Source organism: Siminovitchia sp. FSL W7-1587 (genome assembly GCF_037963795.1).
GTDB classification, from domain to species: Bacteria; Bacillota; Bacilli; order Bacillales; family Bacillaceae_C; genus Siminovitchia; species Siminovitchia thermophila.
Map to the genome: position 1 here is coordinate 3,410,872 of NZ_CP150169.1, position 25,493 is coordinate 3,436,364.

General features: G+C 46.5%; 17 protein-coding genes and 1 pseudogene. 9 read left to right on the plus strand and 9 right to left on the minus strand.

Annotation, left to right across the window (positions count from 1 at the left end; translation table 11 throughout):
- Positions 1-43: 43 nt before the first annotated feature.
- Entirely contained in the window at positions 44-871 is an 828-nt protein-coding gene (locus NST31_RS16065; protein ID WP_339161966.1) for an alpha/beta hydrolase, read from the minus strand.
- A gap of 312 nt (positions 872-1,183) precedes the next feature.
- Between NST31_RS16065 and yugI the strand changes: the two genes are divergently transcribed.
- On the plus strand, positions 1,184-1,576 hold the full coding sequence (gene yugI, locus NST31_RS16070) for a S1 domain-containing post-transcriptional regulator GSP13 (protein WP_077111159.1): 393 nt from the start codon (positions 1,184-1,186) through the stop codon (positions 1,574-1,576).
- 23 nt (positions 1,577-1,599) lie between these two features.
- On the opposite strand, the gene NST31_RS16075 is transcribed toward yugI, so the two are convergent.
- Positions 1,600-2,937, minus strand: a complete 1,338-nt coding sequence (locus NST31_RS16075; RefSeq protein WP_339161969.1) for a sigma 54-interacting transcriptional regulator — start codon at positions 2,935-2,937, stop codon at positions 1,600-1,602.
- A 145-nt stretch (positions 2,938-3,082) separates the two neighbouring features.
- On the opposite strand from NST31_RS16075, the gene pruA reads away from it, so the two are divergent.
- From pruA to NST31_RS16100, 5 genes are all read left to right on the plus strand, one after another.
- Positions 3,083-4,627 carry an L-glutamate gamma-semialdehyde dehydrogenase gene (pruA, locus tag NST31_RS16080; protein ID WP_339161970.1) on the plus strand — a complete coding sequence of 515 codons (1,545 nt, stop codon included), beginning with the start codon at positions 3,083-3,085 and terminating at the stop codon, positions 4,625-4,627.
- Between the two features lie 60 nt (positions 4,628-4,687).
- Positions 4,688-5,878: an ornithine--oxo-acid transaminase gene (locus NST31_RS16085; RefSeq protein ID WP_339161972.1), complete on the plus strand. Its 1,191-nt coding sequence runs from the start codon at positions 4,688-4,690 to the stop codon at positions 5,876-5,878.
- Positions 5,879-5,923: 45 nt separating this feature from the next.
- Positions 5,924-7,168: a Glu/Leu/Phe/Val dehydrogenase gene (locus NST31_RS16090; protein WP_339161974.1), complete on the plus strand. Its 1,245-nt coding sequence runs from the start codon at positions 5,924-5,926 to the stop codon at positions 7,166-7,168.
- A 246-nt stretch (positions 7,169-7,414) separates the two neighbouring features.
- Positions 7,415-7,819 carry a YugN-like family protein gene (locus NST31_RS16095; protein ID WP_339161976.1) on the plus strand — a complete coding sequence of 135 codons (405 nt, stop codon included), beginning with the start codon at positions 7,415-7,417 and terminating at the stop codon, positions 7,817-7,819.
- A 329-nt stretch (positions 7,820-8,148) separates the two neighbouring features.
- A complete protein-coding gene (locus NST31_RS16100; protein ID WP_339161978.1) occupies positions 8,149-8,448 on the plus strand; it encodes a hypothetical protein in 300 nt (99 codons plus the stop codon).
- A gap of 198 nt (positions 8,449-8,646) precedes the next feature.
- Here NST31_RS16100 and NST31_RS16105 read toward each other — a convergent pair whose 3' ends face one another.
- Complete coding sequence (locus NST31_RS16105; RefSeq protein ID WP_339161981.1) at positions 8,647-8,928, minus strand: hypothetical protein; 282 nt, start codon at positions 8,926-8,928, stop codon at positions 8,647-8,649.
- 161 nt (positions 8,929-9,089) lie between these two features.
- Positions 9,090-9,602 carry a DUF3231 family protein gene (locus NST31_RS16110; protein ID WP_339161982.1) on the minus strand — a complete coding sequence of 171 codons (513 nt, stop codon included), beginning with the start codon at positions 9,600-9,602 and terminating at the stop codon, positions 9,090-9,092.
- Between the two features lie 156 nt (positions 9,603-9,758).
- Here NST31_RS16110 and NST31_RS16115 point away from each other — a divergent pair, with 156 nt between their 5' ends.
- A complete protein-coding gene (locus NST31_RS16115) occupies positions 9,759-10,472 on the plus strand; it encodes a TerC family protein (protein ID WP_339161983.1) in 714 nt (237 codons plus the stop codon).
- A gap of 307 nt (positions 10,473-10,779) precedes the next feature.
- Here the strand turns inward: NST31_RS16115 and NST31_RS16120 are convergent, their stop codons facing one another.
- From NST31_RS16120 to NST31_RS16140, 5 genes and pseudogenes are all read right to left on the minus strand, one after another.
- Complete coding sequence (locus tag NST31_RS16120; protein ID WP_339161985.1) at positions 10,780-11,871, minus strand: glycosyltransferase family 2 protein; 1,092 nt, start codon at positions 11,869-11,871, stop codon at positions 10,780-10,782.
- A 2,496-nt stretch (positions 11,872-14,367) separates the two neighbouring features.
- Entirely contained in the window at positions 14,368-16,365 is a 1,998-nt protein-coding gene (locus tag NST31_RS16125) for a hypothetical protein (RefSeq protein WP_339165652.1), read from the minus strand.
- A gap of 210 nt (positions 16,366-16,575) precedes the next feature.
- Positions 16,576-18,847 (minus strand): annotated as a pseudogene (locus tag NST31_RS16130) (NTTRR-F1 domain); the annotation flags it as partial.
- A gap of 264 nt (positions 18,848-19,111) precedes the next feature.
- Entirely contained in the window at positions 19,112-20,098 is a 987-nt protein-coding gene (locus NST31_RS16135; RefSeq protein WP_339161988.1) for a glycosyltransferase, read from the minus strand.
- Between the two features lie 781 nt (positions 20,099-20,879).
- Positions 20,880-22,301, minus strand: a complete 1,422-nt coding sequence (locus NST31_RS16140) for a nucleotide sugar dehydrogenase (RefSeq protein WP_339161989.1) — start codon at positions 22,299-22,301, stop codon at positions 20,880-20,882.
- A gap of 788 nt (positions 22,302-23,089) precedes the next feature.
- Between NST31_RS16140 and dcuS the strand changes: the two genes are divergently transcribed.
- A complete protein-coding gene (gene dcuS, locus NST31_RS16145; RefSeq protein ID WP_339161991.1) occupies positions 23,090-24,691 on the plus strand; it encodes a DcuS/MalK family sensor histidine kinase in 1,602 nt (533 codons plus the stop codon).
- Entirely contained in the window at positions 24,688-25,410 is a 723-nt protein-coding gene (locus NST31_RS16150) for a response regulator (RefSeq protein ID WP_339161993.1), read from the plus strand. Before dcuS ends, NST31_RS16150 begins: the two co-directional genes overlap by 4 nt.
- Positions 25,411-25,493: the final 83 nt, after the last annotated feature.

Below are 25,493 nucleotides of genomic sequence, written 5' to 3' on the forward strand. Positions count from 1 at the left end.
ATTCCTTGTAGCCCCCATTATAATTCATTGCGGGAAAAAATTGTTAGGTATTTAAAAATTTGCGGATTTGTTCGTATACTTTCTGGGGCTTCTCTTCCGGAAGTAGATGACCGGTGTTTTTTAGCACAACGAGTTGGCTGTTCGGCAAATCTTGTACAAGTCTTTCCCCAATTTGAAGCGGAACGATCCGGTCGTGCTCCCCCCAAATCAGAAGGCAGGGCGTTTGGATTTTTCGCAAACACTCTTCGGGAAGGTCTCCTTCTCTGTGCCGAATCATTCGCGCGAGTGCGGAAAATATTCGCGAATCCTCAAACTGTTCCGCATATCCCTGAATCATTGTGCCGTCAATTAAAGACTGGTCATATACAACATTTTTTAAATTTCCAATAACGCCGGTTCTACCTAAATAATGTTTTACGAATTGCGAAAAGAATGGAAGGTAAGATGCCAGCACATGGTGTTTCTTGGCTCGTTTATAGTAGCTGGAACTGGCCAACAGTATCGCTTTTTTAATTTTCTCGGGATGATGGAGCATCATGTTCAAGGCAATTTGCCCTCCCATGGAATGCCCGGTAAGAGAAAAAGTTCTGATTCCGAGAGTGTCTGTCAGCTGTAGCACGGTTTCAGCAATATTTTTGTAAGAGTAGAAGTATTTTTTAGATTTGTCGCTTTTGCCAAATGGGGGCATGTCGACGCAAATGACGTGATAATCGTTCGTTAAATAAGGTATAAGCTTTCTAAAGCTGAATGAAGAGGACAAAAAACCGTGGAGCATGACAAGTGTTTGCCTTTGTTCCATGTTTTCGCTTTCCTCATAATAAATGCGGAATCCGTTTATTTCCGCCGTTTTTCCAATTAAGTTGGTACCCACGGACATCCCTCCTTTTTAAGCTTAAATCAAACATTCATTGCCTTGTCAATAAAAAAATCCGTGACCTGTACACAGGCCACGAAAATCAAAAAAGGGGGAATACTGGAATGTCTTACAATAAAAGTATTACCGAAAATATGGCTTTTAAAACTTCGATTTTATTTTTTTTGTAAAACAGCGGCATCGCTTTTCCACTTGGGTCGGAGGACCATATTCCCCAAAACAGCCGATTGATTTCAGTCGTGTTTCATGTTATTATTCTTTATTGCGTTAATCAAAGGATAAAATTCAATTATATTTAGGAGTGTTTCCATGGCAACTCAATACAAGCAAGGCGACATACTGACGGGAAAAGTAACGGGTATCAAGCCGTACGGGGCCTTTGTCGCGCTTGATGATGAAACCCAGGGTCTCGTTCACATTTCCGAAATTAAACACGGATTTGTAAAGGATATCCATGACGTTTTGCATATCGGTGACGAAGTAAAGGTAAAAGTGCTGCAAATCGATGAGGAAAAAGGAAAAGTCAGCCTTTCCATCCGTGCGCTTGAAAAAGAAAACGCTCCACAAAAACAAACAAAAGCCCGCAGGCGGCAAGGAAGTATCCAGCTGGATCATGCAGGCGAGGAAGGCTTTAATACGTTAAAAGCCAAATTGAAAGAGTGGATAGAAAAGTCCGAAAGGGAGGATTTGATTAAAAAGTAAGCAAAAGCTGATTCCAAGCTGAATCAGCTTTTCTTCTTTTTATCAAGCAGGCCGAGTTTCCGAATTCGGTATTGCAAGTTTTGCCTGCTCATTTTTAATGATTCAGCCGTTTTTGTAATATTATGATCGTGTAACTTTAAAGCTTTTTGCAAGTAGTAAACTTCCGCTTCTGTCATATACTCATCAAACGGTTTTATGTCCTTCCCTCTTTGAACGAGAAGTGCATCCGCCTTTTCAAACGTTTTTTTCCGAAATAAGGATGGCAGATGGCTTACGGCTAATTGTTTTGCATCATCCGCATTTTTAATTGCCGATTCAATAACATATTTTAACTCTCGCACATTCCCGGGCCATTCATACTGAGAAAAAAGCTCAAAGACTCCGTTTGAAATGGATTGTACAGAAGCGCCAAGCAGCTCATTGTATTCGTTTAGAAATTGATGAGCCAAGAGCGGCACGTCTTCCAACCTGCTTTTTAACGCCGGGATGAAAATGGCGGCACCTGCCAGTTCGTAATAAAGGTTTTTCATTAGTTTACCATCTGCTGCCGCGTCGATTGGATCGAGGCATGTTGCAAAAATCAGGCGCGGCAAGGCTTTTTCTGATGATTGTTTTCTATCACGGATGATATGAAGGAGCCTTTGCTGAAGCGGGATAGACAATGCTGTCAGCTCATCAAAAAAAATGGTTCCAATGTTCGGATCGTTCAATATCCCGCCATCACGCATGCCAAACAACATTTCTTCCAATTGCCTGTTTTCATAGGAGATGCAACTTAATAGATAAAAGGGTTTTCCGGATACTTCGCTGTCATGATGTATGCAGTGGGCAAATGTTTCTTTACCGGTGCCAGCTTCTCCACTGATCAGGACGGGGAAGGTTGCGCCGGCCATTTTTTTTGCTTGATGTACCGCACTGACAAACTCGGGATGCTCTCCTGCAAGGTCTAAAAATGCACAACCGATCTGTATGTCTCTTTGCAGATGGTTTTGCACAACCTGCTCCAGTCTCGTTACATCCTTTGCTATTTCAATTGCGCCAATGATTTCCCCGTTGTGGAACACTGGGTGAGAGTCGTTGATCGTATTAATTTCTTCCCCTTTTATATTGATGTATTTTTGCCGCCTGTTGCATTCGGGCTTTTTTGTCCGCAACACTTTTAAAAGAGTACTTTCCTCATCATAAAATTGAAAAACATCCATAATGTTTTTATCCAATAAGTCTTCCAATTCCATTCCTTCGATTTCTCTCATTTTTCGATTATAAATGATCGTTTTTCCTTCAAGATCAACAGCATGTACGCCCGCATCGATGTTTTCCAGAACAGCGTTATATAAATGTAAAAGCATCTTTTGATCCATCTTCAAGATTCCCCTTTAAAAAAATACTTGAATTTTGTTGAATTATTTTGCATTATTATATACAGATACAACTTATTAATGCAAATTTTTTTTGCGTTTAATAAGTTGTTGTGAAAGGAAAAATAATAAAAAGGGAGGATATGAAATGATTGAATACAAACATGAACCATTCACGGATTTTTCAAAAGAGGAAAACAAGAAAGCGTTTCAAGCGGGAATGGAGCTTGTAGAAAGCTATCTTGGCCAGGATTATCCATTAATCATCGGCGGTGAACGGATCGAAACGGAAGAAAAAATCACTTCGGTTAACCCCGCGAACAAAGTGGAAGTTGTCGGCCGCGTATCCAAAGCGAACCGGGAATTGGCGGAGCGCGCCATGAACAGTGCGCTGGAAGCCTTTGAGTCGTGGAAAAAAGAAAAGCCGGAAGTCAGGGCAGACGTTCTTTTTAAAGCCGCGGCCATTGTCCGCCGCCGGAAGCATGAATTTTCCGCCTTGCTTGTGAAAGAAGCCGGAAAGCCGTGGAAAGAAGCCGATGCCGATACGGCAGAAGGCATTGATTTCTTGGAATACTACGGCCGGCAAATGCTGGAGCTCAAAGACGGCAAAAAAGTGCAAAGCCGTCCGGGGGAATATAACCGCTATGATTATATCCCGCTTGGCGTCGGCGTCGTTATTTCTCCGTGGAACTTTGCGTTTGCGATTATGGCGGGGACAACCGTTGCTGCCGTCGTGAGCGGAAATACGGTTCTTTTGAAACCGGCTTCCACAACACCTGTTGTTGCTGCCAAATTTGTGGAAGTGCTGGAAGAAGCAGGATTGCCAAAAGGTGTTGTCAACTACATTCCGGGAAGCGGCGCGGAAGTCGGCGACTATCTCGTCGACCATCCGAAAACACGCTTTATCAGCTTTACAGGCTCAAGAGAAGTCGGAACGCGAATTTATGAGCGCGCGGCTATCGTGAACGAAGGACAAATCTGGTTGAAACGTGTTATCGCCGAGATGGGTGGAAAAGACACGATCGTGGTCGATAAAGAAGCGGACCTTGAACTGGCTGCGCAATCCATCGTCCAATCGGCATTCGGCTTTTCCGGACAGAAATGTTCTGCTTGCTCCCGAGCAGTCATCGTCGAAGACGTATATGACCAAGTGCTCGAACGGGCAGTGGCGCTTACGAAAGAATTGACAGTCGGCGACCCGATGAATCCGGACAATTTCATGGGGCCGGTGAACGACCAAAACGCATTTGATAAAATCATGAAATACATTGAGATCGGGAAAACAGAAGGCGAATTAATGGCTGGCGGTGAAGGAGACGACTCGAAAGGATATTTCATCCAACCGACGATTTTTGCGGGGCTTGATCCGAAAGCGCGCCTCATGCAAGAAGAAATCTTCGGACCGGTCGTGGCTTTTGCCAAAGCGAAAGACTTCAATCATGCTCTGGAAATCGCCAATAATACGGAATATGGCTTGACAGGAGCCGTTATTTCCAACAACCGCGCGCACTTGGAGCAGGCGCGGGAAGATTTCCATGTGGGCAACTTGTACTTCAACCGCGGCTGTACGGGAGCCATTGTCGGTTACCAGCCTTTTGGCGGTTTCAACATGTCGGGAACCGACTCAAAAGCGGGTGGCCCGGATTACTTGCTGCTTCACATGCAGGCGAAAACAACGTCTGAAATGCTGTAAGAAATGGAAGGCCCTCTTCTTTGAGGGTCTTCATGTGAAAATATAAGGGGGAACATACGAATGTCCAATTCTGCTCAAATTATTGAACAAACCGAAAAATTTGGTGCCCGCAACTATCACCCGCTTCCCATTGTTATATCAGAAGCCGAAGGTGTATGGGTCCAAGATCCGGAAGGCAACCGTTACATGGATATGCTAAGCGCTTATTCAGCAGTAAATCAAGGTCATCGCCACCCGAAAATTATCCAGGCGTTGAAAGAACAGGCCGATAAAGTAACGCTAACTTCAAGAGCTTTTCACAATGATCAGCTTGGACCTTGGTATGAAAAGGTTACGAAATTGACCAATAAGGAAATGGCTCTTCCGATGAACACGGGCGCTGAAGCTGTTGAAACAGCAATTAAAGCAGCTCGCCGCTGGGCATACGATGTAAAAGGAGTTGCCAATGACAAAGCGGAAATTATTGCGTGTGAAGGCAATTTCCACGGACGTACAATGGCTGCCGTTTCACTTTCTTCTGAAAAGGAATACCAACGCGGGTTTGGTCCGCTGCTCCCTGGAATCAAGCTTGTTCCATATGGGGATTTGGAGGCCTTAAAGGAAGCCATTACACCGAATACAGCGGCATTTTTAATTGAACCAATTCAAGGAGAAGCCGGTGTTATCCTCCCTCCTGAAGGATTTTTGAAAGCTGCTCGGCAAGTATGTAAAGAAAACAACGTCCTCTTTATAGCCGATGAAATTCAAGCGGGGCTCTGCCGCTCGGGTAAAATGTTTGCTTGCGACTGGGAGAACGTGGAACCCGACATGTTTATTTTAGGAAAAGCACTAGGCGGCGGGGTATTCCCAATCTCTTGTGTGTGTGCCGACCAAGACATTTTGGGCGTATTCAATCCTGGTTCACACGGATCCACGTTTGGCGGAAACCCATTGGCCTGCGCCGTATCAATCAAAGCTCTGGAAGTATTGGAAGATGAAAATCTTGCGGCGCGTTCACTTGAACTTGGGGAGTATTTTATGTCAAAATTGAAAGAGATTGAAAACCCAATGATCAAGGAGGTCAGGGGAAAAGGTTTATTTATTGGCGTAGAATTGCATGAGGAAGCACGTAAATATTGTGAATCGCTTAAGGAACAGGGACTGCTTTGTAAAGAGACACACGATAATGTAATCCGCTTTGCTCCGCCACTTGTCATAACGAAAGAAGATTTGGATTGGGCGCTCACACGTATTAAAAAAGTGCTATCATAATGGTATAATGTTTTTGATCACAATATAAAGAGGCGAAAAAAAACGATGGCAGAGAATCTTAACTTATTTACATCAACTCAAAAGGTTATTAAACATAGCCTGAACAAGCTTGGATTTGGGGAGGAAATGTATGAACTGTTAAAAGAACCGATTCGAATGTTGACCGTAAGAATCCCGGTTAAAATGGACGATGGTTCCGTCAAAGTTTTCACCGGATATCGTGCCCAGCACAATGATTCCGTCGGCCCTACCAAAGGAGGGGTTCGCTATCATCCTGATGTGACGGAAGAAGAAGTCAAAGCGATGTCTCTATGGATGACCATCAAATGCGGGATCGTCAACTTGCCGTACGGCGGTGGAAAAGGCGGGATTGTTTGTGATCCTCGTACGATGTCTATGGGTGAAATCGAACGTCTCAGCCGCGAATATGTAAGGGCCATCAGCCAAATTGTCGGCCCTACAAAAGATATTCCGGCACCAGACGTATATACGAACTCCCAAATCATGGCTTGGATGATGGATGAGTACAGCCGTCTCCGTGAAAACGATTCTCCAGGGTTCATCACGGGTAAACCGATTGTTCTTGGCGGTTCCCAAGGAAGAGAAAAAGCCACTGCTCAAGGAGTAACTATTTGTATAGAAGAAGCTGCCAAAAAGCGCGGGATTGATTTAAAAGATGCGAGAATTGTTATACAAGGATTTGGCAATGCGGGAAGCTTCCTGTCGAAATTCCTGTATGATGCGGGTGCAAAAATTGTCGGTATATCTGATGCTTATGGCGCTCTTCATGATCCGGACGGACTTGATATTGATTATTTGCTTGACCGCCGGGACAGTTTTGGAACGGTTACGACCCTTTTTGAAAATACCATTACGAACAAAGAACTGTTTGAATTAGACTGCGACATCATCGTTCCAGCAGCTGTTTCGAACCAAATTACTGGGGAAAATGCTCCGAATATTAAAGCATCCATCGTTGTAGAAGCTGCCAATGGACCGACAACAGACGAAGCGACGAAGATTTTGACCGAACGGGGAATTCTCCTTGTGCCTGACGTACTTGCGAGTGCCGGTGGAGTGACCGTTTCCTATTTTGAATGGGTGCAAAATAACCAAGGCTATTATTGGCCCGAAGAAGAAGTCAATGAAAAATTAACAGCCAAACTGGTAGACGCCTTTAATAATGTATATAATCTATCGCAAAGTAGAAGAGTCAATATGCGCCTTGCCGCATATATGCTGGGTCTTCGCAATGTCGCTGAAGCGTCCCGTTTCAGAGGCTGGGTATAAAGTGAAACTTCATTCAGCGAGTTTTTTCGCTGAATGTTAGTAGAACCAATCGGGCATTTACTGGCAGTTGACCCAGCACTTTCTACCTTACATTTAGATTTCTAAGCAAAGGGGCTTACTGCCAGTTAAATGCGGGATAATTAAGAGAAGACTGCCAAAAAGGTGGTCTTCTTTTATTTGAAAATAAAAAGCATAACTCCCCCGTTAAGGAGGAATAATAAGAAAAATAACGGAGGGAGTAGCAGTATGATTCAAATCGACTCAACGATAGAAGGCAGACGCTTTAATTTGCACCACCTGGAGCAGTTGCTAAAACCGCGCGGATATACAATTGGCGGAAACTGGGACTATGACAGAGGCTGTTTCGATTATAAAATGGCTGATGATGGCGGCTATCAATTTTTGCGCATTCCTTTTACCGCAGTGGAAGGCGAACTTGACAGCAGAGGAACAGTAGTTGAGATGGGAAAGCCGTTTGTCCTCAATCATGTTTACCAACGCGGATTGGACGACCATGTAGATGTGGGCAATATGACCGCTACACTAAATCAATTTCAAGAACCTGAAGATCCGGATGGCTCGGTTGATGAAAAATATATCATCCAAGGAAAAAAACTTGTCAAGCAACTCGAGTTCATTCTTTCTAAATGATACAGATATTGTTGTTCAAAAATTACTATTATCACCTTCGGAAGATTAGAGTGAGAAGGCTGCCACGAAAGAACATGGACAGCCCTTTAGATATTCTTCATTGACTAGGCAATGATGAGGACTTTAATATCCCGGCAGTCTACATATGCATCTGCTGTACCGATACGTAGTGTCACGTAGCAAGTTTCACTATCATAGCTAATAAACAGTGCACTTAAGAGTTGCGGCGCATCACCAGTAGAGAATAAAATGGGAGTATTTCTGGCAAGATCCTTTAGCTGCTCACAGGCAGAACCGTTGCATTGCTCTCGTTCGCAGCAGAAATGGTCATGTTTATGCATGTGCTCACCCCTTTCATGCAAGTAATGCATGTGGTTATCCCAATCATGGTGACAATGACCTTGTTTATGCATGTGATCGTCCCAATCTTGGCAATCATGTTTATGCATGTGATCGTCCCAATCCTGGCAATCATGTTTATGCATGTGGTCATCCCAATCGTGGAGGTAATAATCGTGCGTTTGTTTGCGTTGTTTTCTTTTATTATCGCTATGGCGATGTCTGCGCTCTGGGGCTCCGCAATCGCACCAATCATCGTCGCTGTGTCGATGTTCGACGACATCTCCTGAGTCCCAGATTAATGGTCTGCGTCGACAAGAGTAGTCTTCACGTTCGTGCGCAAAATCTTCCACGATGTACACTTATATCACTCCTTTTTCGTTAATAAAGGCAAATATGCCTTTGTTAATAGTCTATTAAGGAAATTTGTACATTGATTGGACAATCGCTCTAATGAAAGAGAACATTTTTTATGTGAAAACGCCGATTTAATTCGATGCTCGCAAAGCATTTACTGATTGTTCTACTGCTGTTTTTGTTTGCTCCAATATTTCTGAAAGATCGGCTTCCAAGTTTACTTCTTGCAGGTTTTGAAGGGGATCCAATATTCTTTTGACATGCTTTAATGCTTCGTTGTTTTCAAGGACCTTGGAAAGTTGATCCAGGTTTTGTTGAGAAATGGCTGACCCTTTTGCTGGATTTAAGATATCTGCTTTCATTTTCTCGGAAAGCTCCTTGAGATGATTAAGCGAATTTTGGTTAGAAGGCAACACTGATCACTCCTTTTTCACTTTTATTAATAGGATATTATTCAGGAGTGAATAACGATTGGACAAACAAAATAGATAGATGCACATTTTTTCTATACATGTTCAGAGAGAGTTTCTGAAAAGACGAAAAAAGCAAGGTCTGCCAAGGACCTTGCTTTTCTTTATGGTTGTTCGGGAGCTGATAAATGGAGTGGAGGGGGAATAAGCCACCCTTTTTCTTTGTTTAATCTTAATATCTTTGCGCCAAGCTGGGCTTTACTCATGTGCATTTGTCCGAACATCATTGCAATATCTTCTCGATTACACATTCCCATTGTTTGACTACAAGCAACTAGGCCGGCAGCTATATCAATTGAAAGCTTGGCTGCGATTTCCTGGTCGTAAAACTTGGCACCTGCCGGAATGTCTTCCAAATCAGCCAAAGGCCGTTCCGGAGGAGCTGGTGGAAGGTTGATACCATTTATCTTGAGTACATCCTCCAACCCCTTGCTATCGGTTTTTGCTAACTCGATAGCTTCTTCTAAAATTCTTTTCAGATCTTTGTCTCCTACATGATTTAGGAGTGTTTGATACCCGCCTATCATTACTTTACAGCCCATTAAGGCTGTCCAAATTGCAAACACCTCACCATAATGCAACGGTTCGTTTTTAGGATTGCCACTTAAAACGCCCATATAACTCCTCCTGTAAATATGTTTTTTCACGTGTTAGTTTTTGTAAAAAGGGAAAAGTTATACCAAATAGGGGACAAAATAAATATAGACAAGTCTATGCTATAATGAATAAGCAAAAAATATGGGAACGAAAGTTCAGGGAAAGAAGGAAGTTTAATGGAGACGGCTGCAACAACTTTGGGATTCACTATTTCTTCTGCAGCGATGATCGCATTACTCAAAATTATTTCAATCGATATTATATTGTCCGGCGACAATGCAGTAGTCATTGCGATGGCTACAAGGCAATTGCCGAAAGAACAGCGCAATAAAGCCATCGTTTGGGGAACAGCAGGTGCAGTGGCACTGAGGATTCTATTTGCCATTTTGATTGTCTGGCTGTTGAAAATACCATTCGTTCATTTAATTGGAGGATTACTGCTTCTTTGGATTGCTTTTAAAGTACTTGTCGGTGGTGAAGAAACGGCTAACATTTCTGCCTCAAACAGTTTGATGAAAGCAATTGGAACGATTATTCTCGCAGACGCGGTAATGAGCTTGGACAATGTAGTGGCTGTCGCTGGAGCAGCCGACGGGCATATATTTATGTTAATGCTGGGGGTCGTAATCAGTATTCCGATTATGATTTATGGTTCGGTTTTTATTGTAAAAGCAATGGAGAAATATACGTGGATCGCCTATGCCGGATCAGGGATTCTTGCCTGGACAGCCGGAGAAATGATCCTGCGTGAAGATCATGTCCATGATATCTTCAACATTGCGAACAACTCAATAGAGTACATGATTACAGCCGGATTGACCTTTTTCATACTGCTGGCCGGATATATATCGAACAAAAAATCACGAGTAAAAAGAAAAGAAAAGCATTAAGAAATGATGCTGCAACAAGTGACAAAAAATCATCTATAGATCGTCTATATCGTTAACCACGGGATGTTCGCCTTTTATCGGCGTTTTTCCACAAAATGTTTAAGAGGCGAGTGTTATCAAAAATATCAATTAACCGCTTGTTTGCTAGACTTGAATGTGGAATAGGCGAATAGAAAGAGCGCTCCTATTCTTCTAAACTCTTATTTTGAATATAGCAACCATTTTTCTATTAAAATAGCACTCTAATTGCAGGTGGTGTCTACAATCAGAGTGCAGGTCAAATCACTAAATAATTGGAAGTTTTTTTCTATGTTTCTTGGGATATCGTCTTTAACTTATTTTCAAGCAATTTTTTATTATTCAAGATTCTCTCATCTGTTGGACGGTATTCTCGGGCTTTTTCGTTGTGTTCATAAGACTTTTCAATATCATTTAATTGATAATAACATACACAAAGTTGCAAATGTGGATACCAAGTAGAGTAGGCAGGATAGGTGAAGCTCCATCTGTTAGGGTCATCAGGCAGATTTGTAGCCAGCTCATACCAAAATATAGCTGATTGATAGTCCTTCTGTTGTTGAAAATGGTAACCAATTCGACTGCAAACTTCGGGACGAGGAATTTTAGAAAACGATAAAGACATTAATAATGATCGTAATTCTTCCTTGTTATTTCCCAAAACACGATGGCAATCTGCACGGAACATACAGGCATATATTTTATCTTCTACCCAACCTTCAGCCATTTCGATGTTCTTAGTGTAACTCTCAATCGCTTCTTTATAATATTGATTTTCCCGTAATTCATTCCCATAATAAAAATAATCCCGGGGTGAAAACGGATCGCCATTCGCAATTTTTTCTTTGTAAATGGAGAGGTTCCTGCCAACGGCGTGTTTCTTTTTTAAATGGGTGACCGCGATATCGGAATTTATTATATTACCCCATACTGCAATGTAATTGTGAACATCACCATGCCATTGAAACTGACGGCTTCGTTTTAAAAGTCGATTTCTTCGGTATCGTAATGTGACATTGCCGTACTCATCTATTCCCGCATTGTAATACATTGAAACAGAATCGACCTCAGGGTCCAAAGTTTCTTTCAACAATTTAAATTTTTCCCGATCTTCTTCCATCAGCACGTCGTCCGCATCAAGATATAGTATATAGTCCTTAGTTGCATATTTAAAAGATTCATTCCTGGCATCTTTAAATTTTCCTGTCCATTCAAAGAAAAATACACGGTCCGTATATTTTTTTGCGATCTCTACCGTTTTATCTGTTGAACCTGTATCCACAATGTTAATTTCATCTACTAAATCCTTAACCGAATCAAGGCATCTTTCAAGTACTTCTTCTTCATTTTTGACGATCATACATAAACTAATGGTTATCATGATTTTTCCCTCCTATATTTTTAAATAAGAAGATACTCAAATGAGTATCTGAGTATCTTCCATTTTAGGAATTGGGGGAAGAAGCCTGATGCTAAAGGTGTTATTTAAAATAAAGTATGAATGTTTTTATGATTGGTGAGCCCCCCCAACTCAGTTTTTGTCACTAAGGCCCAGTCGGTCCAGTCGGTCCAGTCGGTCCTTGAGGTCCTGTGGCTCCTGTAGGTCCTTGAGGTCCGGTAGGCCCTGTAGCTCCCGTAGGTCCTTGAGGCCCTGTGGCTCCCGTAGTTCCTGTAGGTCCTTGAGGTCCCGTGGCCCCCGTAGTTCCCGTAGGTCCTTGAGGTCCAGTAGCTCCCGTAGTTCCCGTAGGTCCTTGAGGTCCTGTGGCTCCTGTCGTTCCTGTAGGTCCACTAGGTCCGGTAGCCCCTGTAGTTCCTGTAGGTCCACTAGGTCCGGTAGCCCCTGTCAGTCCCGTAGGTCCTTGAGGTCCCGTGGCCCCCGTAGTTCCCGTAGGTCCTTGAGGCCCTGTGGCTCCCGTAGTTCCTGTAGGTCCTTGAGGTCCGGTGGCTCCTGTCGTTCCTGTAGGTCCTTGAGGTCCCGTAGCTCCTGTAGGTCCCGTCGGTCCAGTAGGTCCTTGAGGTCCCGTCGGTCCAGTAGGTCCTTGAGGTCCCGTGGCCCCCGTCGGTCCAGTCGGTCCAGTCGGTCCTTGAGGTCCCGTGGCCCCTGTAGTTCCCGTAGGTCCTTGAGATCCAGTGGCTCCCGTAGTACCCGTAGGTCCTTGAGGTCCCGTAGCTCCCGTCAGTCCCGTAGGTCCTTGAGGTCCCGTGGCCCCCGTAGTTCCTGTAGGTCCTTGAGGTCCCGTGGCTCCCGTAGTACCCGTAGGTCCTTGAGGTCCGGTGGCCCCTGTCGTTCCTGTAGGTCCTTGAGGTCCGGTGGCTCCCGTAGTTCCCGTAGGTCCTTGAGGTCCAGTAGCTCCTGTTGGTCCAGCAGGTCCGATAGGTCCCGTGGCTCCCGTCAGTCCCGTAGGTCCTTGAGGTCCTGTGGCTCCTGTCGTTCCCGTAGGTCCTTGAGGCCCTGTGGCTCCCGTCGTTCCTGTAGGTCCAGTCGGTCCCGTAGCTCCCGTCAGTCCCGTAGGTCCTTGAGGTCCCGTAGCTCCCGTCAGTCCCGTAGGTCCTTGAGGTCCTGTGGCTCCTGTCGTTCCCGTAGGTCCAGTCGGTCCCGTAGCTCCCGTCAGTCCCGTAGGTCCTTGAGGTCCGGTGGCCCCTGTAGTTCCTGTAGGTCCTTGAGGTCCTGTGGCTCCCGTAGTTCCCGTAGTTCCTGTAGGTCCTTGAGGTCCTGTGGCTCCCGTAGTTCCCGTAGTTCCTGTAGGTCCTTGAGGTCCCGTAGCTCCTGTTGGTCCAGCAGGTCCGATAGGTCCCGTGGCTCCCGTAGTTCCCGTAGGTCCTTGAGGTCCTGTGGCTCCCGTAGTTCCTGTAGGTCCTTGAGGTCCCGTAGCTCCTGTTGGTCCAGCAGGTCCGATAGGTCCCGTGGCTCCCGTAGTTCCCGTAGGTCCTTGAGGTCCGGTGGCCCCTGTAGTTCCTGTAGGTCCTTGAGGTCCGGTGGCTCCCGTAGTTCCTGTAGGTCCTTGAGGTCCCGTAGCTCCCGTAGTTCCTGTAGGTCCTTGAGGTCCCGTAGCTCCCGTAGTTCCCGTAGGTCCTTGAGGTCCAGTAGCTCCCGTAGTTCCTGTAGGTCCTTGAGGTCCCGTGGCTCCCGTAGTTCCCGTAGGTCCTTGAGGTCCGGTGGCCCCTGTCGTTCCTGTAGGTCCTTGAGGTCCGGTGGCTCCCGTAGTTCCTGTAGGTCCTTGAGGTCCCGTAGCTCCCGTAGCTCCTTGAGGTCCGGTGGCTCCCGTAGTTCCCGTAGGTCCTTGAGGTCCAGTAGCTCCTGTTGGTCCAGCAGGTCCGATAGGTCCCGTGGCTCCCGTCAGTCCCGTAGGTCCTTGAGGTCCTGTGGCTCCTGTCGTTCCCGTAGGTCCTTGAGGCCCTGTGGCTCCCGTCGTTCCTGTAGGTCCAGTCGGTCCCGTAGCTCCCGTCAGTCCCGTAGGTCCTTGAGGTCCAGTAGCTCCCGTCAGTCCCGTAGGTCCTTGAGGTCCGGTGGCCCCCGTAGTTCCCGTAGGTCCTTGAGGTCCGGTGGCCCCTGTCGTTCCTGTAGGTCCTTGAGGTCCAGTAGCTCCTGTTGGCCCAGCAGGTCCGATAGGTCCCGTGGCTCCCGTCAGTCCCGTAGGTCCTTGAGGTCCGGTGGCCCCCGTCGTTCCCGTAGGTCCTTGAGGTCCGGTGGCCCCTGTCGTTCCTGTAGGTCCTTGAGGTCCAGTAGCTCCTGTTGGCCCAGCAGGTCCGATAGGTCCCGTGGCTCCCGTCAGTCCCGTAGGTCCTTGAGGTCCAGTAGCCCCCGTAGTTCCCGTAGGTCCTTGAGGTCCTGTGGCTCCTGTAGTTCCTGTAGGTCCACTAGGTCCGGTAGCCCCTGTCAGTCCCGTAGGTCCTTGAGGTCCCGTAGCTCCCGTAGTTCCCGTAGGTCCTTGAGGTCCGGTGGCTCCCGTAGTTCCCGTAGGTCCTTGAGGTCCGGTGGCCCCCGTAGTTCCCGTAGGTCCTTGAGGTCCGTAGCTCCCGTCAGTCCCGTAGGTCCTTGAGGTCCGGTGGCCCCCGTAGTTCCCGTAGGTCCTTGAGGTCCGGTAGGCCCTGTCGTTCCTGTAGGTCCTTGAGGTCCAGTAGCTCCTGTTGGCCCAGCAGGTCCGATAGGTCCCGTGGCTCCCGTAGTTCCCGTAGGTCCTTGAGGTCCGGTGGCCCCCGTAGTTCCCGTAGGTCCTTGAGGTCCAGTAGCTCCTGTTGGTCCAGCAGGTCCGATAGGTCCCGTGGCTCCCGTCAGTCCCGTAGGTCCTTGAGGTCCAGTCGCCCCAGTCGTTCCCGTAGGTCCTTGAGGTCCTGTGGCTCCCGTCAGTCCCGTAGGTCCTTGAGGTCCCGTAGCTCCCGTCAGTCCCGTAGGTCCTTGAGGTCCTGTGGCTCCCGTAGTTCCCGTAGGTCCTTGAGGTCCCGTAGCTCCCGTCAGTCCCGTAGGTCCTTGAGGTCCGGTGGCCCCTGTAGTTCCTGTAGGTCCTTGAGGTCCTGTGGCTCCCGTAGTTCCCGTAGTTCCTGTAGGTCCTTGAGGTCCCGTAGCTCCTGTTGGTCCAGCAGGTCCGATAGGTCCCGTGGCTCCCGTAGGTCCTTGAGGTCCGGTGGCTCCCGTAGTTCCCGTAGTTCCTTGAGGTCCGGTGGCTCCTGTCGTTCCCGTAGGTCCTTGAGGCCCTGTGGCTCCCGTCGTTCCTGTAGGTCCAGTCGGTCCCGTGGCCCCCGTCGGTCCCGTAGGTCCTTGAGGTCCCGTGGCCCCTGTCAGTCCCGTAGGTCCTTGAGGTCCCGTGGCCCCTGTAGTTCCCGTAGGTCCTTGAGGTCCCGTAGCTCCCGTAGTTCCTGTAGGTCCTTGAGGTCCCGTAGCTCCTGTCGTTCCTGTAGGTCCTTGAGGCCCTGTGGCTCCCGTCGTTCCTGTAGGTCCAGTCGGTCCCGTGGCCCCCGTCGGTCCCGTAGGTCCTTGAGGTCCCGTGGCCCCTGTCAGTCCCGTGGCCCCTGTCAGTCCCGTAGGTCCTTGAGGTCCCGTGGCCCCTGTAGTTCCCGTAGGTCCTTGAGGTCCCGTAGCTCCCGTAGTTCCTGTAGGTCCTTGAGGTCCCGTAGCTCCTGTCGTTCCTGTAGGTCCTTGAGGTCCGGTGGCTCCCGTCAGTCCCGTAGGTCCTTGAGGTCCCGTAGCTCCCGTGGCTCCCGTAGTTCCCGTAGGTCCTTGAGGTCCTGTGGCTCCCGTAGTTCCCGTAGGTCCTTGAGGCCCTGTGGCTCCCGTCGTTCCTGTAGGTCCAGTCGGTCCCGTGGCCCCCGTAGTTCCCGTAGGTCCTTGAGGTCCCGTGGCCCCTGTCAGTCCCGTAGGTCCTTGAGGTCCCGTGGCCCCTGTAGTTCCCGTAGGTCCTTGAGGTCCAGTAGCTCCCGTCAGTCCCGTAGGTCCTTGAGGTCCGGTGGCCCCCGTAGTTCCCGTAGGTCCTTGAGGTCCGGTAGGCCCTGTCGTTCCTGTAGGTCCTTGAGGTCCAGTAGCTCCTGTTGGTCCAGCAGGTCCGATAGGTCCCGTGGCTCCCGTAGTTCCCGTAGGTCCTTGAGGTCCGGTGGCCCCTGTAGTTCCTGTAGGTCCTTGAGGTCCGGTGGCTCCCGTCGTTCCTGTAGGTCCTTGAGGTCCCGTAGCTCCCGTAGTTCCCGTAGGTCCTTGAGGTCCCGTGGCCCCCGTAGTTCCCGTAGGTCCTTGAGGTCCCGTGGCCCCCGTCGTTCCCGTAGGTCCTTGAGGTCCAGTAGCTCCTGTTGGTCCAGCAGGTCCGATAGGTCCCGTGGCACCCGTCAGTCCCGTAGGTCCTTGAGGCCCGGTGGCTCCCGTAGTTCCTGTAGGTCCTTGAGGTCCCATGGCCCCCGTAGTTCCCGTAGGTCCTTGAGGTCCCGTGGCTCCCGTAGTTCCCGTAGGTCCTTGAGGTCCGGTGGCCCCTGTAGTTCCTGTAGGTCCTTGAGGTCCGGTGGCTCCCGTAGTTCCTGTAGGTCCAGTCGTTCCCGTGGCCCCCGTCGGTCCAGTAGGTCCTTGAGGTCCGGTGGCCCCTGTAGTTCCTGTAGGTCCTTGAGGTCCCGTAGCTCCCGTCGTTCCTGTAGGTCCAGTCGGTCCCGTAGCTCCCGTCAGTCCCGTAGGTCCTTGAGGTCCAGTAGCTCCCGTCAGTCCCGTAGGTCCTTGAGGTCCGGTGGCCCCCGTAGTTCCTGTAGGTCCTTGAGGTCCCGTAGCTCCCGTAGTTCCCGTAGGTCCTTGAGGTCCCGTGGCCCCCGTAGTTCCCGTAGGTCCTTGAGGTCCCGTGGCCCCCGTCGTTCCCGTAGGTCCTTGAGGTCCAGTAGCTCCTGTTGGTCCAGCAGGTCCGATAGGTCCCGTGGCTCCCGTCAGTCCCGTAGGTCCTTGAGGTCCCGTGGCCCCCGTAGTTCCCGTAGGTCCTTGAGGTCCCGTGGCCCCTGTAGTTCCCGTAGGTCCTTGAGGTCCGGTGGCTCCCGTCGTTCCTGTAGGTCCTTGAGGTCCCGTAGCTCCCGTCGTTCCCGTAGGTCCTTGAGGTCCCGTGGCCCCTGTAGTTCCCGTAGGTCCTTGAGGTCCCGTGGCCCCTGTCGTTCCTGTAGGTCCTTGAGGTCCGGTGGCTCCCGTAGTTCCCGTAGGTCCTTGAGGTCCGGTGGCTCCTGTCGTTCCTGTAGGTCCTTGAGGTCCCGTAGCTCCCGTAGTTCCTGTAGGTCCTTGAGGTCCCGTAGCTCCCGTCGTTCCCGTAGGTCCTTGAGGTCCCGTGGCCCCTGTCGTTCCTGTAGGTCCTTGGCTCCCGTCGTTCCCGTAGGTCCTTGAGGTCCGGTGGCTCCTTCGTTCCTGTAGGTCCTTGAGGTCCTGTGGCTCCCGTCGTTCCCGTAGGTCCTTGAGGCCCGGTGGCTCCCGTAGTTCCTGTAGGTCCTTGAGGTCCCGTAGCTCCCGTCGTTCCTGTAGGTCCTTGAGGTCCCGTAGCTCCTGTAGGTCCAGTCGGTCCAGTAGGTCCTTGAGGTCCCGTGGCCCCTGTAGTTCCCGTAGGTCCTTGAGGTCCCGTGGCCCCTGTAGTTCCCGTAGGTCCTTGAGGTCCTGTGGCTCCCGTCGTTCCTGTAGGTCCTTGAGGTCCCGTGGCCCCCGTAGGTCCTTGAGGTCCCGTGGCCCCTGTCGTTCCCGTAGGTCCTTGAGGTCCTGTGGCTCCCGTCGTTCCTGTAGGTCCTTGAGGTCCCGTAGCTCCCGTAGTTCCCGTAGGTCCTTGAGGTCCGGTGGCTCCTGTAGTTCCCGTAGGTCCTTGAGGTCCGGTGGCTCCTGTAGTTCCTGTAGGTCCTTGAGGTCCCGTAGCTCCCGTCGTTCCTGTAGGTCCTTGAGGTCCCGTAGCTCCTGTAGGTCCAGTCAGTCCCGTAGGTCCTTGAGGTCCCGTGGCCCCTGTCGTTCCCGTAGGTCCTTGAGGTCCTGTGGCTCCCGTCGTTCCCGTAGGTCCTTGAGGCCCGGTGGCTCCCGTAGTTCCTGTAGGTCCTTGAGGTCCCGTAGCTCCTGTAGGTCCAGTCGGTCCAGTCGGTCCTTGAGGTCCCGTGGCCCCCGTCGTTCCCGTAGGTCCTTGAGGTCCCGTGGCCCCCGTAGTTCCCGTAGGTCCTTGAGGTCCAGTAGCTCCCGTAGTTCCCGTAGTTCCTTGAGGTCCAGTAGCTCCCGTAGTTCCCGTAGGTCCTTGAGGTCCCGTAGCTCCCGTAGTTCCCGTAGGTCCTTGAGGTCCCGTGGCCCCCGTCGTTCCCGTAGGTCCTTGAGGTCCCGTGGCCCCTGTAGTTCCGGTAGGTCCTTGAGGTCCGGTGGCTCCTGTAGGTCCAGCAGGTCCAGTAGGTCCAGGAAAACCAGGAGAACCAGGAAGACCCTCGAATTCCAGTAAATTAACATCATCTACCAATACTCTATAAATAGAGCCCACCACACCTGGTTTAATAATTTCTACTCTTGCTTGAGTTGCTGTAGGAGGTGCTGGATCTGTAACGTGATAAATTTCTTTCCAAGCTTCAAAAGTCGGGCTAGAGAAAATGCTTCCAAAGTTAACTTCTGTATCCAACCCGATCCCAACTTCTTCATCATTGTCATTTAGATATACAATTCGTAAAATGATTTGGTTATTAAATCCTTGGGTTGCCAATGATACTTTAAATAAATAGGTTTCATTAGGTGTGATTGGAACGGTTTGCGAAAGGGAGGATGTTTGGGAACCTATATCGAAGGAAGCTGCAAATTCGCCGCTATGAGCATTTGTTGAAGTAATGGTAGCATTGACAGCATTCCAGAATTCGAAGGTTCCAGTTTCGAATCCTTCATTTCTTATTAAATTAATGACTGACAAGCAATACCCTCCTTTTTTTAAAAAAGTAGTTCAATTGAATTGATCCAAAATGAACTCACAATATACTATGTATTGGAGAGAAGCTTGTTCAGGCAAAATCTCTATTGTTAACACACATTTAACTAATAAATTGTCGTTTTGGCTCGATACCGCCTATTAGAATAAGGATTAAAGCTGAAAGGAAAAGATAATGAATTCAAAAAAATCTGTAGTTCATATGGGTATCTACAGATTTGAAAATAATGGAGTTTATATAGCAGATCCTTATAAGATGGCATTTATTTCTTTCAGCAAATATTTTGCCCGTTCGTCATTTGTATGGTGTTTATGAATAAATTGATAACCGTTTTCTGTAATCCGCATGCGTTCTTCATCATTGGCCAAATAATACTCTGCCTTTTCCATAAAATTGTCAACCGTGCAAGCAACATAGTTTTCTTTATCAATGAAACCTAAGTCTACGATGTCATCATTCGGCTCCGCCAAAAGTAGTGTTTTACAAGCGGGCGCCTCAAAGAACTTGAGAACGGCTACCCGGCCTGTTTTGTAGCGGCCGCCGCAAGTGAAAAATATTTTGGCGCGATTCAGCTCTTTGGCATATTTTTTATTTACAATTAATTGGTCGGATTGTTTCGCTAGATGACCTGGATGGGGATGATAGACAAATCCCGGTTTATCCTTCAGATTGGAAAAAACAGCGTCCCTGAATTCATACCTTCCTTTTAAAGGTATCGTATTGGGCAGTTGATGACGTCCATGTGCATTTTTATCAAGATACACCAATCCCATAAGCAATAAATCAATTTCTTTTTCCAATCCATAATCTTTCATTACTGCAGGGTTAATCGCCCAAGGGAGCCAGCGGAACTTATGTTTAAATTGTGGAAACGACCTAAGAAATGGATACTTAGTCGCTGAAAAAATAAGGTCTATGTCATTTTTTTGAAAATATTGAATTCGTTCATCAGGATTCCAGTGAAGATCAATAACAAAGCAACCTTTGGGAATATCTATATCGGCTAAACCTTCAATTTTGGGCGCCATGAGATCATACCAAGCTATATCATAATGGAAGATAAAGTCGGGTTCCATATTTAATGTTTTTAGTATGTCTTTTATATGGCCATTATGATGCCAATAATAGACATCAGCGTACTTTTCAAGGGCATCAAAAATATCTTTTTTTACTTTATGTTTCGGGTATAACCAAAAAGGTTTCACAAGTACTAAGATTTTTCGTTTTTTTTCCATGCGCCTCATCACCTTTGATTCTTTTTGTGTCAATATATATATGGTAAAAAGCTGAATTTGTTTGGACGGCGTGAATAATTAAAAATAAAAAAACTGGGACACAACAAAATCAGCCGATGAAAAAACGAACAATACAGTGAAACTTCATTCAGCAGGAGTTTTCTTCGATCCTCCTACGAATGTTAGTTGAACCAATCGGGCATTTAGGTGCCGTTTACTCCCACTTAGACCTTTTGTATTCACTCAAGATTTTGAAGTGGGAGTCTTACGGCACCTTACATGCGGGATAAAGTGAAACTTCATTTCTTGGTATGTCTTTCCCAAGAAATGTTAGTTGAACCAATCGGGCATTTAGGTGCCGTTTTCTCCCACTTGGACCTTTTGTATTCACTCAAGATTTTGATGTGGGAGTCTTACGGCACCTTACATGCGGGATAAAGTGAAACTTCATTTCTTGGTATGTCTTTCCCAAGAAATGTTAGTTGAACCAATCGGGCATTTAGGAGCCGTTTTCTCCCACTTGGATCTTTTGTGTTCACTCAAGATTTTGAAGTGGGAGGCTTACGGCACCTTACATGTCGGATAAATGGTCCCAGTGTATCATACGCAAGCTTTTAGCGTAGTCAACATATGTAGACTCCTGCGGGAATAGCTCGAGCTGAAGATCCCGCAGGAAAGCGACCTTTGCTTTCCGAGGAAGCTGAAGCAGGGCCCGCGGAAAGCGAAATATGTTGACGTAGCGATGAAAATAGTATTTACTGATGTCCCAGCTTTTTAGTGGTCACATTCTCCAAACAAATATGCTTTTCTGGAGTGATTCTGTAGGAACAGCTCCTTTTAAATCCATTAAGATTCCTTTGTTGTTTTTAAATAAGGCATTCAAATCAGCCATTTTAAACTCTTTATGAGGTACAGTTAAAAGAACAACATCGGACTTTTTAAGTTGATCGAATGGTTTCAAGTCGATATTCATATGTTTTTTCTGGTCGTTCGTAATGTTTGGATCACATACTTGAAGAGGTAAACCAAGATCCATCAATTTCTTTACTAATTCCAAAGACTTTGAATTTCTGACATCAGAAATGTTTTCTTTAAAAGTGATGCCGAGGATTGTAATCAACACGTCTTGAACATTTAGTTTATGGGATATCATTAATTGCAATAAAGACGTTACAATATATTCTGGCATAAAATCATTTATTTTCCTGGCTTCAGAGAGAAAACTTGGATAATACCCTTCCAATTTCGACTTGTGCATTAAGTAGTAGGTATCGACTCCGATGCAATGGCCTCCAACTAAGCCAGGCGACAAGGGAATAAAATTCCATTTTGTTTTCGATGCGGCAAGTACATCATACGTATCAATGTTTAGTCGATCAAATATGAGAGAAAGTTCATTCATAAAAGCGATATTGATGTCACGTTGGGTGTTTTCGACAATTTTGGAAGCTTCCGCAACTTTGATGGAGGAAGCTTTATAAATGCCGGCATCAATCACGCTATGATACATTTTGAATATTTTTTCCAAAGTATGATTGTTTTGCCCAGAAACAACCTTTGGTATTGTATGAAAAGTATGTTCTTTATCCCCAGGGTTAATTCGTTCAGGTGAGTAACCGACAAAGAAATCAACTCCGGATTTTAATTCGGAGTATTTTTCTAATATTGGAATGCAAACATCTTCAGTCGTGCCAGGGTATACGGTAGATTCATAAACTACGATTGTTTGTGGGGAAAGATTTCTTCCGATGATGGCGGATGCTTCTTCAAGATAAGATAAATCAGGTTCCTTCGTTGAAGTAATCGGTGTTGGAACCGCCACAATAATGAAGTTACACTCTTTGAGCTTTTCTTCATTATATACAAATTCAATACCCGCTTTTTTTAAATCCTCGCTTGGAACTTGGCCTGCTGGATCTACATGATTGCTTAACAAGTTAATTTTCTGTTGATCAATATCAAATCCCACGACCTTGTATTTTTTAGAAAATCCCACTGCCACGGGAAGGCCGACATAACCAAGGCCAACGACACCTACTTTTGTGTTTTGTAATGTCAAGTCTATTTGGTCATCTTTATTCGAATTTTTGGCATGAATGTTGGTTTCATCCTTCCCTGTTGCTCCTATTACCTGTTCCCCCTGTTTTCCAAAAGGGACGTTTTTTTTCATTTTCGAGTAATGTGAATCCTGCTGAATGTCCACTATTGATTTTCCTTTCCTAAACGAAATTATTAATTTTATATGCAACAGGGCGTAAAACTGCCAAGCATTCTTGGAAAAAAAGGCGTCATCACTAGGATCAATGTTATTCGTATCTTTTCGAGTCGGGGGATGTGTCAGAGAAAGCAGTGATTTAAGATATGCGGCTTGTTATCTATATTGTTACTTTTTATTTTTGGTGCGTGATGTTGACTCTCTGGTTATATTTCAAATAAGATCGTGCTCAAAAAGGGAGGAGTATTTATGGATAACACTATGCTATAATAAATGGCGGAAAAAAAGAGTTGCTTATTTTATCGGGCATGAACTGGCAGTAAGATCCCCCAATCAGAATGCGGGATGAAAAAGAAAAGCGTGGATCAACTGCCTGATTAGCTCAGGCAGCAGGAGAAAAAAACGTCGGTGTCAAAGCATTGCGTGTTTTTCTAGGTTCTCAATACAATACACAAAGGCGTTGCGGTGGACAGGAAATCATTGGCAAGTGAGTCGACAGCTCAAGGAAAGCTCATCAGCTGCAAGTGAATCGACAACTCAAGGAAAGCTCATCAGCATCGTCATCATACGAAGAAAAAAGCGCGCGCTTCGAGGTCGCCATCGCTCGGCTTGCCGACAGGACGCGGCTTAGCTTTTTTGCTTCTTATCAGCGGGGATTTGAGATTCGCAGGCTAAGCAACGCCTGAATGACCCACATTCTGTGGATATCCCCGTTGGCCGGATAGTTACGAAAGATAACCATCTGCTTCACAATCTGTTTAAGGTAGGTTGCTAGTATGAATTTTGGCAGTAAATATCTTCCACTGCGCACCGTCATTATCATGTTGGTTTGTTCAGTCGTGATCATTGCCCTTGTAATTACAGGTGTGCTGTTAATAAACGCAAGTACGGAGAGTATTGAGCATCATCAAGGTGAAAAAGCAATGAGTATTGCCCAGACAGTCAGCATTACACCGCTCGTTATAGAAGCTTTGGAAAAAAATCAAAGGGGAAGGGACGTTCAGTCGTTTACGAGGAATATTCAGCAGGAAACAAATATGCTTTTTATTGTCGTCATGGATATGAACGGGATCCGGCTTTCCCACCCCGACCCATCCAGAATCGGAAAGAGATTTATTGGCGGGGATGAGAAGGAGGTTTTAAAAGGAAAGAAATATACTTCTACTGCGGAAGGTACGCTCGGGCCTTCTCTTCGTGCTTTTCATCCTGTATTTAATGAAAGTGGAAAACAAATTGGTGCGGTTTCAGTCGGCATTTCGCTTCAAAGTGTGAATGAAGCCGCGAATAAAAGAAAAAAAATTATCTTTACAGGAATGGGCGCTGGCATTGTCATTGGAATGATTGGCGCCATTATTTTGGCCGCAAATATTAATCGCATTTTATTTGGGCTTGAACCGGCTGCCATAGCCAGTTTGCTCCAAGAAAGAAATGCCATGCTTGAATCGGTGCGAGAGGGAATCATAGCGGTTAATAATAAAGCAGAGATTGTAGTAGCTAACGCGGAAGCGATAAAAATTTTTCAAAAAGCCGGGCTTGAACCCGATCCGATCGGGAAAAAAGCGGATGAATATTTACCTAAAAGCCGGCTTGTTAGAATTTTGCAATCCCCGAAAGCGGAATATGATCAAGAAAGTGATATTAACGGCCTGCCCATTTTGGTGAATCGGGTACCGATTATACTAAATGGAAAGCTGGCGGGGGCCATTTCAACATTTAGGGATAAAACCGAAATGAAGTTACTGGCCGAACAGCTGACGGGCATTAAAACATATGCAGATGCGTTGCGTGCCCAAACACATGAATTTATGAATACTTTGCATGTGATAACAGGTATGGTTCATATGAAAGAATACAAAGAACTGGAGTCTTATTTAAGAAAACAAACGAAACTCTACCAAACGGAAAGCAGCTCGATTGGCCATATTGTGAAGGACCCGGTCATTGCCGGATTTTTACTAAGCAAAAGAAGTTACGCCAGAGAAAATAAAGTGAAACTCAATTTGGAAGTAAATCGTCCCCTCCCGGCTTCCAACAATCATGAAATGACCCATCATATCATCACTATTCTTGGCAACTTGATTGAAAACGCATTTGATGCTGTAAAAGAAAAGCACGAAAAAAGGGTAGATATTACGATCGAGTATAACGGTTTCGCCTGTACGATTACCGTAAAGGATAACGGAGAGGGGATTCCTTTAGAGATAAGGAATTTATTATTCGATCAAACTGTTTCTACTAAAGGCGCGAATCATGGATATGGATTGCTCAATGTTAAAAAAAGCGTACAATCGCTAAGCGGCAAGATTTCTTTTCATACAAGTAATGAGGGCACTGTGTTTAAAGTGGTTTTTCCTTATAGAGAGGAGCGATCAGAATGATCCGGGTTTTAATAGTTGATGACGACCCGATGGTGGCGAAAATTAATAAGCGTTACTTAGAGGCGGTTCCTGGCTTTGTTTGTGCAGGAATCGCCGAAGGCGTTGATAGTGCCATCGATATGTTAAATAGCACCGAGATTCATCTTGTCCTACTCGATGTATATATGCCGGGGAAACGGGGGCTGGAGCTTTTAAAGAGAATGAGGAATGAACAAAAAGACATAGATGTCATCATCATTTCCGCGGCAAGCAACATTGAAACGATCCAATCAGCTTTACATTTTGGCGTTGTTGATTACTTGATTAAGCCGTTTGAATTTGGCCGTTTTCGGGATTCATTGAAAAAGTACAAGAAAAAGTTTGAACTGCTGCATGGGCACGAAAAATTCAGCCAGGAAGAGCTGGATAAACTGTTAAAAGGCAATGGCCAGACACCACGTCTGGAGGATATTCCAAAAGGGTTAACAAAAACGACGTTGCGAAAAATTGTCAAAACGATTTTAAGGAATAAAGACGCCACCTTTTCAATAGAGAGACTGGCGAATGAGATCGGAATCTCCCGGGTATCGATGGGAAAATATTTAAACTTTTTAACCGAAATTAAATTTTTGGATGTAGAAGCGGACTATGAAACGAAGGGCCGGCCAGCAAGAAAGTACCGTCTATCCAAACAAAATACCGAAGCGATCTATGTTTATATTGAGGCTGCCGATTTATAAAATAAATGGCAGTCTCGCTTTTATTACTTACATAACTATTTATTTAATTTAACAGCCTTTTATCTTCAACAAAGTAGATATAA

What these genes read in the sequence shown, in the direction of transcription:
- yugI (WP_077111159.1), top strand. Translation starts at nt 1,184, where the DNA reads ATGGCAACTCAATACAAGCAAGGCGACATACTGACGGGAAAAGTAACG.
- NST31_RS16075 (WP_339161969.1), bottom strand. Translation starts at nt 2,937, where the DNA reads ATGGATCAAAAGATGCTTTTACATTTATATAACGCTGTTCTGGAAAAC.
- pruA (WP_339161970.1), top strand. Translation starts at nt 3,083, where the DNA reads ATGATTGAATACAAACATGAACCATTCACGGATTTTTCAAAAGAGGAA.
- NST31_RS16085 (WP_339161972.1), top strand. Translation starts at nt 4,688, where the DNA reads ATGTCCAATTCTGCTCAAATTATTGAACAAACCGAAAAATTTGGTGCC.
- NST31_RS16090 (WP_339161974.1), top strand. Translation starts at nt 5,924, where the DNA reads ATGGCAGAGAATCTTAACTTATTTACATCAACTCAAAAGGTTATTAAA.
- NST31_RS16095 (WP_339161976.1), top strand. Translation starts at nt 7,415, where the DNA reads ATGATTCAAATCGACTCAACGATAGAAGGCAGACGCTTTAATTTGCAC.
- NST31_RS16100 (WP_339161978.1), top strand. Translation starts at nt 8,149, where the DNA reads ATGTTTATGCATGTGCTCACCCCTTTCATGCAAGTAATGCATGTGGTT.
- NST31_RS16110 (WP_339161982.1), bottom strand. Translation starts at nt 9,602, where the DNA reads ATGGGCGTTTTAAGTGGCAATCCTAAAAACGAACCGTTGCATTATGGT.
- NST31_RS16115 (WP_339161983.1), top strand. Translation starts at nt 9,759, where the DNA reads ATGGAGACGGCTGCAACAACTTTGGGATTCACTATTTCTTCTGCAGCG.
- NST31_RS16120 (WP_339161985.1), bottom strand. Translation starts at nt 11,871, where the DNA reads ATGATAACCATTAGTTTATGTATGATCGTCAAAAATGAAGAAGAAGTA.
- NST31_RS16125 (WP_339165652.1), bottom strand. Translation starts at nt 16,365, where the DNA reads ATGGGACCTCAAGGACCTACAGGAACTACGGGAGCCACCGGGCCTCAA.
- NST31_RS16135 (WP_339161988.1), bottom strand. Translation starts at nt 20,098, where the DNA reads ATGGAAAAAAAACGAAAAATCTTAGTACTTGTGAAACCTTTTTGGTTA.
- dcuS (WP_339161991.1), top strand. Translation starts at nt 23,090, where the DNA reads ATGAATTTTGGCAGTAAATATCTTCCACTGCGCACCGTCATTATCATG.
- NST31_RS16150 (WP_339161993.1), top strand. Translation starts at nt 24,688, where the DNA reads ATGATCCGGGTTTTAATAGTTGATGACGACCCGATGGTGGCGAAAATT.